This window comes from Thalassobacter sp. HA4-2 (assembly GCF_055693705.1).
In genome coordinates, this window is sequence record NZ_JBVFUK010000001.1 from 565,242 (window position 1) to 579,573 (window position 14,332).

A 14,332-nucleotide genomic window follows, 5' to 3' on the forward strand; every position below is an offset into this window, starting at 1 on the left:
CGTTGAAACTGTCACAGCGAGGTAAACAATTTCGTAACTCTCCTTGGGTTAGGTGACGGTCATGGAAGAATTCCACTGGAGAGGCTCTTTGAATATACTCAGCACACCTCTGTTCGCCTTGCGTGATGCCGCGTCTGTCGCGGGCGAACCTGTCCCGGACATGCAGGCTGGCGCGCTTTTTTCAGCAGAATATGCGCTTACGGACGAGGCAGAGTTACTCGCGGTGACTGAGATCCGCGCTTTGGAACAAGGGACGACGCTTGTTGAAGGCATGCTGTCGGAGCGTTCTGATGTTGAGGTCGAAATGCCGTTGGCGGATGATCCGGACAACACGGCAAATGTTGTATTTGGTGAGGTAGGTCGAAGCGCCCAGGCCAAACTGGATCTGACGGTGATCCCGGATGCACCACGACCCACTCATGACGTGCAGATTGATAACAGTGCTGTCTTGGCCGTTGCCAAAACCCAAGGCTTGGATCGTGCACCCAATCCGCCGTTGATCGCGCCACGCTTGGACAAGACCACCATTGTGGGTGATGCTCCACTGTCAGGACTGGCAAGTCAGATGGCTGATCCGCCGCTTCGGGCTGAAGATGGCCCTATTGCTAAGGCCTCGGACGCACTACCCGAGGCGCCTTTGGTACAGTCCACATCGCCCCAACGGTTTGAATCTCCTGTACCTGGCAGTGTTCCAACGGATCGGACGATTGTTCAGGACCCAGTGCCTCGAATGAAAGAGCCAATGGTCCAGCATGGTCGTGCTGTGCCTATGGTGTCGGCAAACGTGGTGCCTGATCAGCCCATGCAGCCTGCTATGTCGGAGCGCGTTAAGGCCCCGGTAAATCCCGTTGGCCTTGCCGCATCGCCTGAACCGCTCTCGCAAGTCCTACACATTTACACCGAGCGGCCAAAACCGCTTTGGGCCATGGTTGAAACCACGCCAGCTGCTGGCGAACCGACGTCTGATATCGACGCCCGATCACCTATCGTACCCATGTTTTCAACCAACGAACACCAAAAGCCCTCTGCCGGAGCGATAACAACTCCGGCGTATATTGCGCAGCAACCGATCGCTCGTGAGAGCCCTGTTCCGTCGCCGGCGCTACCGAAAAAGAGTGATCCAACCGTTGCCGAGATTGCGCCCATTGCAATCCAAAATATGCCTCGTGACCCGAAGGCTGAAAACCCTGCAGTACGTGGTACCAATCTGCCTACTGCAAAAATGCCGGAAGGTTTCAAAGTCGCTCCAAGTGGTGACCAAATGCAGCTTGGGCTTGCCGCTCACGATAACCTCCACCTCAAACCCCAAGAGCCGCAGGCCGATATCCGCCGCACAATCACATCCAGCCAAGTGGTGGCCCAAGACCTTGTTGCAAACAATAAACTGGCCAGTGAAATCGGCGTGCGGCCCGGTGCGGATACGACGACATCCGCCCCTGTGTCCGTAGGGGAGTATCGCCAGAACGCTCTAATAAGCAATCATGATGCCGCGACCCAAACAGAACCTCCGCGCGCAGAAGCTGCCAACCTGATCCAAGTGGAGATGTCAAAGCAACAGACTGCCCGCGCAGAGCCGCCCATCCCGCATCAAGAACAGCCTCAAAGTCTTACTCAAGGTAAGCATTCAAACCACACAGAACCAACTGCGTCTGAAAGTAAAGTTGGGACTGTATCGCCGATCGCGACTGACAAAACCTCAGTCGAGGTGGCTACGTCGCCCCCACCACGGGACGTTCGCACCACGATCGCCGAGGTTGGGCAAGCGCCTCACCCAGTTGCTGAACCGGCTCGAGTCTTGCTGGGATCGACCGACGTGCTTCCCGACGGTCCCGAGGCCACCGAACTGATTTTGCGAGACGGGCTTTCCGTGCGTTCTGATATTCAAGCGCGCCCAATGTCTCCGCCGCCGGTTGCGATGCTGATCGCGCAGCAGATGGCGCCGTCTGTTCCGAGTGATCGTGTGCCCATCGAGATCGCCTTGGATCCCCCTGAATTGGGGTCGGTCCGCATGGTCGTCAGTACAAACGAGGCTGGCCTGCCGACGTTGATCATTTCCGCCGAGCGTCCTGAGGTCATTGAACTGATGCGTCGCCACAGCGCAGCACTGGAAGATGCCTTTGCATCCGCAGGCCACGGCGAACTGAATCTGTCATTCCGTCAAGGTGAACATGGCGGCCGGGAAGAGCACCGAAAAAACGAGGTAATCTCGGGTTATCAAAGTGAAGGGGATACCCATGTGCCGCAATCTGATAACGTCCCAAGTCCAGCATCTGCCCCGGCTGGTTCGGGTCGGCTCAATTTGACACTTTAGAAAGGGCGTTCCTATGGAGATCAACCCGTTTCAACCGCCATCCGTGCCCGGTGTCAGTACGGAGCAATCCGCCGCCGGTCTTGCATCCGATTTTGACACTTTTTTGCGATTGCTGACCACGCAAATCCGAAATCAAGACCCACTCAACCCAGCAGAGTCCACGGAATTTGTTTCGCAACTGGCCACATTTTCGAATGTGGAACAGTCTATCTTGACCAACGATTTGCTCAAGGACTTGGGCGGACAGATGTCGCTGCAGAATATGGGCAGCCTTGCAAATTGGGTTGGGATGGAGGTGCGCAGCACACGGCCCGTCGCACTCGCCGGAGAGCCGATCACTTTGTATCCGGCCACGTCTGCGTTTGCAGATCGTGCACAATTGGTCGTGGTCAACGATCTGGGCGAAGAGGTGCAGCGGCTTGATATTGATCCGACAGCAGACACGCTCAGCTGGAATGGCAGGGCCCCTGATGGCAGTGCGCTGCCACCGGGCACTTATGGTCTGACTGTGCAAAGTTGGACTGGCGACCGTCCCCTTGATGACGTCCCTGTTGAAACATACGCCATGGTGCAAGAGGCGCGTACGGAACAGGGACAGGTCATGTTACGGCTGCCTGGCGGGGTAGAAGTGGCCGCCGGTGCCGTGTCCGCCCTGCGCAACGCGCGCTAGATCAGGGCCGCAATGGCGGTCCCGAACCCGCAGACGGCGATCCCAATGGCGAACCACAGGGCCTTATCACGGTTGGCCGTGGCAGGTTCAGTCGGTTCAGGTTCGGACGCACGAATGAGCGCGCGTTCTGCCATGGCCGGCAAGCGGGGGCCGAACCGGGACAGGACAATCGCCGTTCTATACAAATCGCGGGCCAGGGCTTTGGGGCCGATGCTATCTCGAATGTAGCTTTCGACGACAGGGCGCGCGACCTCCCAGATATTGATGTTGGGGTTCAGCGTGCGGGCCACGCCTTCGACCACAACCATTGTGCGCTGCAACAGGATCAGCTCCGTCCGCGTTTCCATTCCAAAGGTTTGCGTCACCTCAAACAGGAAGTTCAACAACCGCCCCATGGAGATGCGTGTCGCATCCATGCCAAAGATTGGCTCGCCCACGGACCGGAGTGCCTGAGCAAATTCGTCGATGTCTTGATCAGCGGGCACATACCCCGCTTCGAAATGCACCTCGGCCACGCGGCGATAGTCCTTTCGGATAAAGCCGATCAGGATTTCGGCGTAAACGCGGCGGGTGTATTCATCCAACCGCCCCATGATCCCGAAATCCAGCGCGACGATATCGCCATCGGGGGCGACGCGCAGGTTGCCTTGGTGCATGTCCGCATGGAAAAAGCCGTCACGCAGGGCGTGGCGCAGGAACATCTGCAAGACGCGGTCGCCCAGTTCCGCCCGGTTGTGACCTGCGGCGTCAATCGCCTCGACATCGGCCAGTGGCAGACCATCGGCCCATTCCATCGTCATCACGTTCCGGCCGGACAGGCCCCATTCGATCTTGGGTACGCGAAAGCCATTGTCCTGCTTGGTCGTCGCCGCGAATTCGGCTGCGGCAGAGCTTTCGATGCGCAGGTCCAGCTCTTTGACCACGGTCGCTTCGAAATGCGCGATGACGTCCCGGGGCCGCAGGCGGCGCGAGGCGGGGGACAGAAACTCAATCATCCCGGCGGCGAAATAGAAGGCGTCGATATCCCTGCGAAATGCGCGCTCAATCCCGGGCCGCAGGACCTTTACCGCGACCTCGGCTCCGGTATCGGCCAGCCGCGCCTTGTGCACTTGTGCAATGGATGCGGCGGCGACGGGTTCAGAGATCTCGGCAAAGATCGCGTCGACGGGACCGTCCAGATCCTTTGCCATCATGGCCTTGGCAGTGTCCGTCCCGAAGGGCGGCAGCTTGTCTTGCAGAACACGCAACTGGGTCGCCAGATCGACACCGACGAAGTCGGGTCGCGTGGACAGGATTTGCCCGAACTTGATGTAGCTCGGCCCAAGGGCCGTGATCGCGCGGGTAACGGGGGGCTGAGTCGGATCTCCCTTGAACCCCAACCACATGAATGGGGTGCCCAAGACCCACGCCGCCAGCCGCAGCCCGCGGGGGGCCCCCACTGCCTCCATCACGACATCCATGGCACCGGTGCGGCGAAAAGTGCCGGCCGTGCGGATCAATCTGAAAATGTTGTGGGGGCCACGCACGCTACAGCTTCCACCCCGAATGCAGGGCGGCGACACCGAAGGTCAAATTGCGGTATTTTACCTGACCGAAGCCCGCGTCCACGATCATCTGGGCAAAGCGGTCCTGATCGGGGAATTTTCGGATCGATTCCACGAGGTACTGATAGCTGTCCGAATCGCCAGCGATCACTTGGCCCAGTTTTGGGATCACATTGAACGAATACAAGTCGTAGGCCTTTTGCATCATGGGGTTGGGCAATTGGCTGAATTCCAACACCATCAACCGTCCCCCGGGGCGTAGGACGCGGTAGGCCTCGGACAGGGCGTCTTGGATGCGTGTGACGTTCCGGATCCCAAAGGAAATCGTGTAGACATCAAAGCTGTTGTCGTCGAAGGGCAGGGCCATGGCATCGCCGACCACCCAGTCCAGACGGTCTTCCATGCTGCTGGCCTCGGCCCGTTTGCGGCCCTCGACCAGCATGGATTCGGTCATGTCACAGACCACGGCAGTGGATCCGGGTGCACGTTTGAGAAACCGGAACGCGATGTCGCCGGTGCCGCCCGCCACGTCCAGCAGCCGCTGGTCGCCACGCGGGCCCAGCCAATCCATCATCGCGTCCTTCCAAACGCGGTGGATGCCCACGGACATGGCGTCGTTCATCACGTCATACTTGGACGCCACGTTGGAAAAGACGCCGTGGACCAACCCGGCCTTTTCCCCCTCCGCCACGTTTCGGAAACCAAAATGCGTTGTTTTGTCGGTATCGTTTGCCATGGGCCTTGCCGTTTGCGAGATCTACACCTTCTTATAGGCCGTACCGACACAGGGGGAAGGGCCGATGCCAGAACTGCCAGAGGTAGAGACAGTGCGTCGCGGATTGGTCCCCGTGATGGAAGGGGCCGTGATCACGCGCGCCGATGTGAACCGCCCCGACTTGCGCTGGCCGTTTCCTGACCGGATGGCGGATCGGTTGACCGGCCAGCGGATCGTGCGGCTGGGGCGACGGTCCAAATACATCCTGGCCGAGATGGATGGCGGCGAGACTTTGATCATTCATCTAGGCATGTCGGGTCGGATGCTGATCGCAGGCGCGCCGACGCCCGGAGTGTTCCATCACGAGGAGGCTGCGCCGCAAAAGCATGACCATGTGGTGTTCCACATGGACCACGGCGGGACAGTCACGTTTAATGATGCCCGCCGGTTCGGGGCGATGGATTTGTGCAAGACCGGCGAGGAGGAGGCGCATTGGCTGATGGAAAAGCTGGGGCCCGAACCGCTGGGCAACGGGTTTGACGAAGCGCATCTGATCGCCGCCTTTAGCGAGCGCAACACGCCGGTGAAATCGGCGCTTCTGGATCAGCGGATCGTCTCGGGGCTGGGCAATATCTATGTCTGCGAGGTGCTGCACCGCACAGGCATCAGCCCCAAGCGCAAGGCGGGCCGGATTGCGCCTGCGCGCGTGGCCGCGATGGTGCCCGTGATCCGCGCAGTGCTGTCCGAGGCGATTGAGGCGGGCGGGTCATCCCTGCGCGACTACCGCCAGGCGGACGGGGAGTTGGGCTATTTCCAGCACACCTTCCGGGTCTATGATCGCGAAGGGCAGCCCTGTGTGCGGGACGGCTGTAGCGGGACAGTGAGCCGAATCATGCAGTCTGGGCGCAGTTCGTTCTATTGCCCGCAATGCCAAAGATAACTTGAACCCCGGGCACACTCGCGCCAAGGTCCGCACCTGAGGGAATGACAAGGAGCCTGACCCATGGGCTACGAGACATTGGTGGTGGAGGTCGAGGACCGCGTCGCCGTTATCAAATTGAACCGGCCAGACGCGCTGAACGCGTTGAATGCGCAGCTGCTGGATGAATTGGGCCGTGCGTTGCAGGCGGCGGATCACAACGATAAAATCAAGTGCATCGTTCTGACCGGGTCCGACAAAGCCTTTGCTGCCGGGGCTGACATCAAGGAGATGAGCGAGAAATCCTTCGCGGATGTCTACTCCGAAGACTTATTTGGCGATCACGTCATAGGTGCATTGCGCACCCGCAAGCCGATCATTGCCGCTGTTGCAGGATACGCTTTGGGCGGGGGCTGCGAACTGGCGATGATGTGCGATTTCATCATTGCGGCGGATACTGCCAAGTTCGGCCAGCCCGAGATCAACCTTGGCGTTGTGGCAGGTCTAGGTGGCACGCAACGCTTGACCCGCTTTTGCGGCAAATCGAAATCCATGGATATGCACCTGACGGGACGCTTTATGGATGCCGAAGAGGCGGAGCGTGCGGGGCTGGTCAGCCGCGTTGTGCCGGCCAAGAAACTGATGGAAGAGGCGATGGCCGCCGCAGACAAGATCAGCCACAAGTCCTTAATGGCGATCTTGGCGGTCAAAGAGGCTGTGAACCGCGCCCAAGAGGTGCCCTTGAACGAAGGCCTGCTGTTTGAGCGGCGTTTGTTCCAAATGCTGTTTGCCACCGAAGATCAGACCGAGGGTATGGCCGCTTTTGTCGAAAAGCGCGAGGCGCAGTTCCGCGACAAGTAGGGGGTTGGCAACGGCCTCCTTCCGCCGTATACGCCGCGTCAGATATGCGTGTGAGGCCCGCTTTGGCCAGATGTCCGGTACATGAAACCCGGGGCAGGTGCGAGCACGCTAGATATTCACATTTGCCTTAGACAGGACAGACACCATGGCCAATTCGCCCCAAGCAAAAAAACGCGCCCGCCAGAACGAACGCCGCTTCGAAGTTAACAAAGCCCGTCGTTCGCGCATTCGCACCTACCTGCGCAAAGTCGAAGAGGCGATTGCCTCTGGCGATCAAACTGCCGCAGCCGCGGCTCTGAAGGAATGCCAGCCCGAACTGATGCGCGGCGTCACAAAAGGCGTTTTGCACAAGAATACAGTAGCACGCAAAATGTCCCGTTTGTCCGCGCGGGTGAAGTCGCTGAGTGCGTAATTTCGCACCCGTCTGACTCGCCCAATTGGGTGGTGCAAACAGGCCACATAGAATCGGAAAACGCGTCCCATGCGGGGCGCGTTTTTTTATGCAGTGTTTCTGCAGGTTTAGTCGCAAGGCGTCAGATTCTTGGACGTCGGGGGCCTGTCAACGGCATTGTGCAGGTTCCCGCTCACACGCTGAATTGCTAGAAGTCTTGCAGCGAGTCTCTCTCGCTACAACCTGGGGGTATGTATGAATACGGGCTTATCGCCTTTGGTGTCTGAGGTATCGCCTCGGGCAGCTTGGGAATTATTGTCTGCTGACAAACAAGCGCGGATCGTAGATGTCCGAACCCGTCCTGAGTGGGGATTTGTGGGCGGGCCAGATGTGTCGGAGTTGGGTCATAAGGCGCTTTGCGTTGAATGGGCCACATACCCCGGCATGCACCAAAACGCGGCCTTCGTCGCGGACTTGGAACAGGCGTTGAGCGGGCATTGTCCGTCGAAAGTGTTGTTCCTTTGTCGATCCGGCGTGAGATCGATGCATGCGGCGCAAGCCGTCGCAGCCAGCGGGCGTTGGCCCGGGGTGAAGTGCATCAATATCATCGGCGGATTTGAGGGTGATCTGGACAGCAGGGGGCAGAGAGGCGCGACAAACGGGTGGAAAGCCCTTGGGCTGGCTTGGCGCCAGACCTGATCAGTGGGACAGAAAAAGAGAATAAATAATGCTGGAAGACATATGGGGTGACGTATCGGACGCGATCAAATCCGACATCGGGAATAACAATCACAAGGCGTGGATCGCTCCCCTCGAACCGGTAGACGCTGTAGACGGCGTTTTGCGTCTTGCAGCGCCGACCAACTTTTTCGGCAATTGGGTCAAGCAGAACTACTCGGACCTGATCCGCAGCAAATGCATTTTGCGCGGTTTGGATGTCAGTCGCATGGAATGTGTAGTCGTCCAAGCCAAGGCCGCACCGGCCCGCCCCATCACAATCGTACCGCAAGCCCAGACTGCTGCGCCGTCCCATGGGGAACTGCCCGGTGCGTCGCTGGATCCGCGCCTGACTTTCGATGCCTTCGTCGTGGGCAAACCAAACGAGCTGGCCCATGCCGCCGCGCGCCGCGTGGCCGAGGGCGGTCGCGCCGATTTTAACCCGCTGTTCTTGTACGGCGGTGTGGGTCTGGGCAAAACGCACCTGATGCAGGCCATCGCGTGGCAATTGCAGACCCACAAGCCCGAGATGCGCGTGCTATATCTGTCGGCCGAACAGTTCATGTACCGTTTCGTGCAGTCTTTGCGTGAAAAGGATACGATCAGCTTCAAACAGTTGTTCCGCTCCGTCGATGTGTTGATGGTGGACGACCTGCAATTCATCGCGGGCAAGGAAAGCACGCAAGAAGAGTTCTTTCACACGTTCAATGCGCTGGTGGATCAGGGCAAGCAGATCGTGATTTCTGCCGACAGGTCGCCCGCTGACATCACCAACCTAGAGGAACGCATCCGGTCTCGCTTGCAAAGCGGTCTGGTGGTTGACCTGCACCCCGCCGACTACGAATTGCGCCTGGGAGTGTTGCAGCACAAGGTCGATCACTACCGCGGCCAGTACCCAGATTTGGCCGTGGCACCCGGTGTGCTCGAATTCCTTGCGGATCGGATCAGTTCGAACATCCGCGTGCTGGAGGGGGCGATGACCCGTCTGTTCGCGTTTGCCACGTTGGTGGGTCGTGAAATCACGCTGGATCAGGCGCAGGATTGTCTGGCCGATGTGCTGCGCCAGTCCGAACGCAAGCTGACCATCGACGAGATCATGAAACTGGTGTGCGAACACTATCACTTGCGCATGTCCGATATGGTGTCTGCGCGCCGGACCCGCACGATTGCGCGGCCCCGTCAGATGGCAATGTATCTGGCCAAGACCCTGACCGCGCGCAGCTATCCCGAGATTGGGCGCAAGTTTGGCAACCGTGATCACACAACCGTTTTGCATGCCGTACGCAAGATCGAAGAGTTGATCGCCCAAGACAGTCAGATCGCCGAAGATGCGCTGCTTTTGAAACGGCGTCTCGAAGGGTAAACGCTTGTGCACAGGGGGATTTCGACTAAGATCGAAAGCCCAGCAGGTGAGGGCAGGACATGAAATTCAGCATCGAACGGGCCGCGCTTTTGAAGGCGGTCAGCCAAGCGCAATCTGTGGTGGAACGGCGCAACACCATTCCGATCCTCGCCAACGTGTTGATGGAGGCGGAGGGGGACGGCGTAAGTTTCCGCGCGACCGATCTGGATATCGAGGTTGTGGACAAAACCATCGCCCATGTGGAACGGGCTGGTTCAACTACCGTGTCTGCCGTGACGCTGCATGAAATCGTGCGCAAACTGCCAGATGGGGCGTTGGTGCAGGTCAGTGAAGAGCCTGCCTCTGGCCGTTTGACCGTCAGCGCGGGCCGCTCGCACTTCAGCCTTGCAACCCTGCCGCGCGAGGATTTCCCCGTGATGGCATCGTCTGAATACGCCGCGAACTTCTCGTGCCCCGCGCCCGTGTTGCGCCGCCTGTTCGACAAATCCCGATTTGCCATTTCGACCGAAGAGACGCGTTATTACCTCAACGGTGTTTACATGCACGTGGCCGAGGCCGAGGGCGGCAAGACCCTTCGCTGTGTGGCGACGGACGGGCACCGCTTGGCCCGGGTGGATGCGGACCTGCCCGAAGGCGCGGATCTGATGCCCGGCGTGATTGTGCCCCGCAAAACCGTGGGCGAGCTGCGCAAGTTGCTCGATGATGATGAGGCGAAGATCGCCGTTTCGGTCTCTGAAACGAAGGTGCGCTTTGCGACGCCCGAAATCACCCTGACATCCAAGGTCATCGACGGAACATTCCCCGACTACACCCGCGTCATTCCCACCGGCAACACGCGCGAGCTGCGCGTGGATGCGGCCGAGTTTGCCCAAGCCGTGGACCGTGTGGCGACGGTGTCTTCGGAACGATCCCGTGCCGTGAAGTTGCAGTTGGACGAGGATCGGTTGGTCCTGTCCGTGAACTCCCCCGACAGCGGTGCGGCGGAAGAAGAGCTGAACGTGGCCTACAACGACGAGCGGTTGGAAATTGGCTTCAACGCCAAATACCTGCTGGAAATCGCAAGCCAAGTGGACCGGGAGAACGCGGTGTTCCTATTCAACTCCTCCGGCGATCCGACCCTGATGCGCGAGGGCAACGACACCTCTGCCGTCTACGTCGTGATGCCGATGCGGGTTTAAGCTGACCCGCCATGTCCTGACCCACCTGCGCCTGTCGCATTTCCGGTCACACCATCAGGCCAAACTGGCCCTTGATGGGCGGCCTGTTGCGCTATTTGGGCCCAACGGTGCGGGCAAGACCAACATCCTAGAGGCGATCTCGATGCTGTCCCCGGGCCGGGGTTTGCGCCGTGCTTTGGCCGAGGAATTGATCCGCAGGCCCGAGGCGCTTGGCTGGAAGATCACGGCGCAGCTGACAAGCGACGTGCAGGTGTCAGAGGTGGAACTGACCGCGCAGCCCGGCCAACCGCGCACCACCCGGATTGATGGTAAACAGGTGCCCCAGAACGCCCTGTCCCGCCTCGTCCGCATCCTGTGGTTGATCCCCGCCATGGACCGGTTGTGGATTGAAGGGGCCGAGGGGCGGCGCCGGTTTCTGGATCGGATGACCCTGTCCTTCGTGCCCGAACATGCGGACGTGACCGTGGCCTATGAAAAGACCATGCGCGACCGGAACCGCCTGTTGAAGGACGGCGTGCGTGACGCCCATTGGTACACCGCCTTGGAGGCGCAGATGGCCACCCTTGGTGCCCAGATTGCAGCGCATCGCCGCCATGCGCTAGAGACCTTGCAAGGGGCGCAGGACGCGGCGGACACGACCTTTCCTACGGGGTTGCTATCCATAACCGCACCTGACGCGGCGGTGCCCGAAGAGGCCGAGGACCTGCGTGCAGCGCTTGCCGACAGCCGCTCCCGGGACATGGCTGCGGGTCGTACCTTGGTCGGCCCCCACCGCATTGATCTGGACGCGGTTTTTGCGGCCAAGGGCGTGCCCGCGCGCCAGTGCTCCACCGGGGAGCAAAAGGCGCTGTTGATTTCTCTGATCCTTGCCAATGCCCGGGCCTTGCACGCCACTGTGGGTGCAGCCCCTATTCTGCTGCTGGACGAGGTGGCCGCCCACCTTGATGCCACCCGCCGCGCGGCGCTCTATGATGAAATCTGTGCCCTTGGGGCGCAGGCGTTTTTGACGGGCACAGGCGCGGAACTGTTCACCGAACTGGGCCCCCGCGCGGCCCATATAGAGGTGACGGAGGCCGCCGAAGGCTCCGTCCTGACAGAGGCGATCTCGGGGGCTGGCTAACCCCCAAATGTAGGGGCAATCGCGTGACAAGGGCCGGCCAAGACGCTATACCTTGGGCAACCAATGCAAGGACCGAACGCATGTCTGATACGCCCCAAACGCCCGAAGAATACGGCGCGGATTCCATCAAGGTTCTCAAAGGCCTAGAGGCCGTGCGCAAGCGTCCGGGCATGTATATCGGCGACACCGATGATGGGTCTGGCCTGCATCACATGGTTTACGAGGTTGTGGACAATGGCATCGACGAGGCGCTGGCGGGCCATGCGACCGAAGTGCGGGTGAAAATCCACGCCGACAGCTCCGTCTCTGTGCGCGATAACGGGCGTGGCATCCCCGTCGGTATGCACGAGGAAGAGGGGGTTTCGGCCGCCGAAGTCATCATGACCCAGCTGCACGCGGGCGGTAAATTCGACAGCAACAGCTACAAGGTGTCTGGCGGTCTGCACGGCGTGGGCGTGTCCGTGGTCAACGCCCTGTCCAACTGGTTGGAGCTGCGGATTTGGCGTGAGGGCAAGGAGCACACCGCACGGTTCGAACACGGCGATACGGTCGAACATCTGAAGGTCGTGGGCGAGACGGATCAGACAGGCACGCAAGTCCGCTTCATGGCGTCTTTGGAAACATTTTCGAACCGGGATTTCGTGTTCAAGACCCTCGAAAATCGCCTGCGGGAACTGGCGTTCTTGAACTCCGGCGTGAAGATCGTGTTGGAGGATGAACGTCCCGCCGAACCCCTACGCACCGAGTTGTTCTATGAGGGCGGCGTTAAGGAATTCGTGCGCTATCTGGATCGGTCCAAATCTGCCGTTATGCAGGATCCGATCTACATTGTGGGCGAAAAGGACGACATCGGCGTCGAGATCGCCATGTGGTGGAATGACAGCTACCACGAGAATGTCCTGCCCTTTACCAACAACATCCCGCAGCGGGATGGGGGCACGCACATGGCGGGCCTGCGCGGGGCGCTGACACGGACGATCAACAACTATGCCCAGACCAGTGGGATCGCCAAGCGCGAGAAGGTGAATTTCACCGGTGACGACGCGCGCGAGGGGCTGACCTGTGTGCTGTCGGTGAAGGTGCCGGACCCGAAATTCTCCAGCCAGACCAAGGATAAACTCGTCAGCTCCGAGGTGCGGCCCGCCGTCGAAAGCCTTGTGAATGAAAAACTGGCGGAGTGGTTTGAAGAGAACCCGCAACAAGCCAAGGGCATTGTGGGCAAGATCATCGAAGCGGCCCTGGCCCGCGAAGCCGCCCGCAAGGCCCGTGAATTGACCCGCCGCAAGACGGCGATGGATGTCGCCTCTCTGCCCGGAAAGCTGGCCGATTGTCAGGAAAAAGACCCCAGCAAATCCGAACTGTTTTTGGTCGAGGGGGACAGTGCGGGCGGGTCTGCCAAGCAGGGCCGCAGCCGCCACAATCAGGCGATCTTGCCCCTGAAAGGCAAGATCCTGAACGTAGAGCGCGCGCGGTTTGACCGGATGTTGTCCAGCCAAGAGATCGGCACGTTGATCACCGCACTTGGCACCGGGATCGGTCGGGACGAGTTCAACATCGAAAAGCTGCGCTACCACAAGATCGTCATCATGACCGACGCGGACGTGGATGGGGCACACATCCGGACGCTGTTGCTGACGTTCTTTTTCCGGCAAATGCCCGAGCTGATCGAAGGCGGGTATCTGTATATCGCGCAGCCGCCGCTGTTCAAAGTGGCACGCGGCAAGTCCGAGGTGTACCTCAAGGACGAACAGGCCATGGAGGATTATTTGATCCAGCAGGGCCTTGCCAGCACCGTGTTGCGCCTGCCCTCTGGCGAAGAAATCGCGGGTCAGGATTTGGCGCGCGTGGTGGATGGTGCGCGTGCGTTCAAACGTATTTTGGACGCCTTTCCAACGCATTATCCCCGTCACATCTTGGAGCAAGCCGCGATTGCAGGTGCCTTTGATGCAGGGGCGCAGGGCGAATTGGCCACTCTGGCCGAGACCGTCGCACAGCGCCTTGATCTGGTTGCGGCCGAGTATGAGCGCGGTTGGACTGGCCGCATCACCCAAGACCATGGTATCCGTCTGGCCCGTGTTCTGCGCGGTGTGGAAGAGGTGCGCACCTTGGATGGCGCGGTCCTGCGGTCTGGCGAGGGCCGCAAGCTCCACGAGGTCGCAGGCCGCACCCGTGACGTTTATGCCAAACCCGCCCGCCTTGCCCGCAAAGAGCGGGAGGTGGTGGTCCACGGTCCATCCGAATTGCTGCGGGCCATTTTGGAAGAGGGCGAGAAGGGTCTGTCCCTTCAGCGCTACAAGGGCCTAGGAGAGATGAACCCCGACCAGTTGTGGGAAACCACCCTGGACCCGGACGCGCGTACGTTGTTGCAGGTCAAGATTGACGATCTGGCAGAGGCTGATGACATCTTTACCAAACTGATGGGCGATGTCGTTGAACCACGCCGGGCGTTTATCCAGGACAATGCATTGTCGGTCGAGAACTTGGACTTCTAAGTGGCTTGACCCCATTCGGATCTGCAGACGCTCCCAGAGGGTGTTGATCGT

At 59.8% G+C, this 14,332-nt stretch carries 12 protein-coding genes; 10 read left to right on the plus strand and 2 right to left on the minus strand.

Annotation, left to right across the window (positions count from 1 at the left end):
• Positions 1 to 61 precede the first annotated feature (61 nt).
• A complete protein-coding gene (gene fliK, locus ACZ1G0_RS02820) occupies positions 62 to 2,311 on the plus strand; it encodes a flagellar hook-length control protein FliK (RefSeq protein ID WP_472735552.1) in 2,250 nt (749 codons plus the stop codon).
• Positions 2,312 to 2,324: 13 nt separating this feature from the next.
• Positions 2,325 to 2,981, plus strand: a complete 657-nt coding sequence (locus ACZ1G0_RS02825) for a flagellar hook capping FlgD N-terminal domain-containing protein (protein WP_472735553.1) — start codon at positions 2,325 to 2,327, stop codon at positions 2,979 to 2,981.
• Here ACZ1G0_RS02825 and ubiB read toward each other — a convergent pair.
• A complete protein-coding gene (ubiB, locus tag ACZ1G0_RS02830; protein WP_472735554.1) occupies positions 2,978 to 4,507 on the minus strand; it encodes a 2-polyprenylphenol 6-hydroxylase in 1,530 nt (509 codons plus the stop codon). The genes ACZ1G0_RS02825 and ubiB overlap by 4 nt on opposite strands.
• A gap of 1 nt (position 4,508) precedes the next feature.
• Positions 4,509 to 5,261: a bifunctional demethylmenaquinone methyltransferase/2-methoxy-6-polyprenyl-1,4-benzoquinol methylase UbiE gene (gene ubiE, locus ACZ1G0_RS02835; RefSeq protein ID WP_472735555.1), complete on the minus strand. Its 753-nt coding sequence runs from the start codon at positions 5,259 to 5,261 to the stop codon at positions 4,509 to 4,511.
• 64 nt (positions 5,262 to 5,325) lie between these two features.
• Here ubiE and mutM point away from each other — a divergent pair, with 64 nt between their 5' ends.
• The 8 genes from mutM (at position 5,326) to gyrB (ending at position 14,281) form a co-directional block, all read left to right on the plus strand.
• Complete coding sequence (gene mutM, locus ACZ1G0_RS02840; RefSeq protein WP_472735556.1) at positions 5,326 to 6,180, plus strand: bifunctional DNA-formamidopyrimidine glycosylase/DNA-(apurinic or apyrimidinic site) lyase; 855 nt, start codon at positions 5,326 to 5,328, stop codon at positions 6,178 to 6,180.
• A 63-nt stretch (positions 6,181 to 6,243) separates the two neighbouring features.
• Entirely contained in the window at positions 6,244 to 7,020 is a 777-nt protein-coding gene (locus tag ACZ1G0_RS02845) for an enoyl-CoA hydratase (protein WP_472735557.1), read from the plus strand.
• 145 nt (positions 7,021 to 7,165) lie between these two features.
• Positions 7,166 to 7,432, plus strand: coding sequence for a 30S ribosomal protein S20 (gene rpsT, locus ACZ1G0_RS02850; RefSeq protein WP_472735558.1), 267 nt, complete (start codon positions 7,166 to 7,168; stop codon positions 7,430 to 7,432).
• A gap of 234 nt (positions 7,433 to 7,666) precedes the next feature.
• Positions 7,667 to 8,110 carry a rhodanese-like domain-containing protein gene (locus ACZ1G0_RS02855; RefSeq protein ID WP_472735559.1) on the plus strand — a complete coding sequence of 148 codons (444 nt, stop codon included), beginning with the start codon at positions 7,667 to 7,669 and terminating at the stop codon, positions 8,108 to 8,110.
• A 28-nt stretch (positions 8,111 to 8,138) separates the two neighbouring features.
• On the plus strand, positions 8,139 to 9,491 hold the full coding sequence (gene dnaA / locus ACZ1G0_RS02860) for a chromosomal replication initiator protein DnaA (protein WP_472735560.1): 1,353 nt from the start codon (positions 8,139 to 8,141) through the stop codon (positions 9,489 to 9,491).
• Positions 9,492 to 9,550: 59 nt separating this feature from the next.
• On the plus strand, positions 9,551 to 10,669 hold the full coding sequence (gene dnaN, locus ACZ1G0_RS02865; protein WP_472735561.1) for a DNA polymerase III subunit beta: 1,119 nt from the start codon (positions 9,551 to 9,553) through the stop codon (positions 10,667 to 10,669).
• 1 nt (position 10,670) lies between these two features.
• Complete coding sequence (gene recF, locus ACZ1G0_RS02870) at positions 10,671 to 11,789, plus strand: DNA replication/repair protein RecF (protein WP_472737760.1); 1,119 nt, start codon at positions 10,671 to 10,673, stop codon at positions 11,787 to 11,789.
• 80 nt (positions 11,790 to 11,869) lie between these two features.
• A complete protein-coding gene (gene gyrB, locus ACZ1G0_RS02875; protein WP_472735562.1) occupies positions 11,870 to 14,281 on the plus strand; it encodes a DNA topoisomerase (ATP-hydrolyzing) subunit B in 2,412 nt (803 codons plus the stop codon).
• The last annotated feature ends 51 nt before the right edge of the window (positions 14,282 to 14,332 follow it).

Excerpts from the sequence above, each read along its gene's own strand:
- fliK (WP_472735552.1), top strand. The coding sequence starts at position 62 with ATGGAAGAATTCCACTGGAGAGGCTCTTTGAATATACTCAGCACACCT.
- ACZ1G0_RS02825 (WP_472735553.1), top strand. The coding sequence starts at position 2,325 with ATGGAGATCAACCCGTTTCAACCGCCATCCGTGCCCGGTGTCAGTACG.
- ubiE (WP_472735555.1), bottom strand. The coding sequence starts at position 5,261 with ATGGCAAACGATACCGACAAAACAACGCATTTTGGTTTCCGAAACGTG.
- mutM (WP_472735556.1), top strand. The coding sequence starts at position 5,326 with ATGCCAGAACTGCCAGAGGTAGAGACAGTGCGTCGCGGATTGGTCCCC.
- ACZ1G0_RS02845 (WP_472735557.1), top strand. The coding sequence starts at position 6,244 with ATGGGCTACGAGACATTGGTGGTGGAGGTCGAGGACCGCGTCGCCGTT.
- rpsT (WP_472735558.1), top strand. The coding sequence starts at position 7,166 with ATGGCCAATTCGCCCCAAGCAAAAAAACGCGCCCGCCAGAACGAACGC.
- ACZ1G0_RS02855 (WP_472735559.1), top strand. The coding sequence starts at position 7,667 with ATGAATACGGGCTTATCGCCTTTGGTGTCTGAGGTATCGCCTCGGGCA.
- dnaA (WP_472735560.1), top strand. The coding sequence starts at position 8,139 with ATGCTGGAAGACATATGGGGTGACGTATCGGACGCGATCAAATCCGAC.
- dnaN (WP_472735561.1), top strand. The coding sequence starts at position 9,551 with ATGAAATTCAGCATCGAACGGGCCGCGCTTTTGAAGGCGGTCAGCCAA.
- gyrB (WP_472735562.1), top strand. The coding sequence starts at position 11,870 with ATGTCTGATACGCCCCAAACGCCCGAAGAATACGGCGCGGATTCCATC.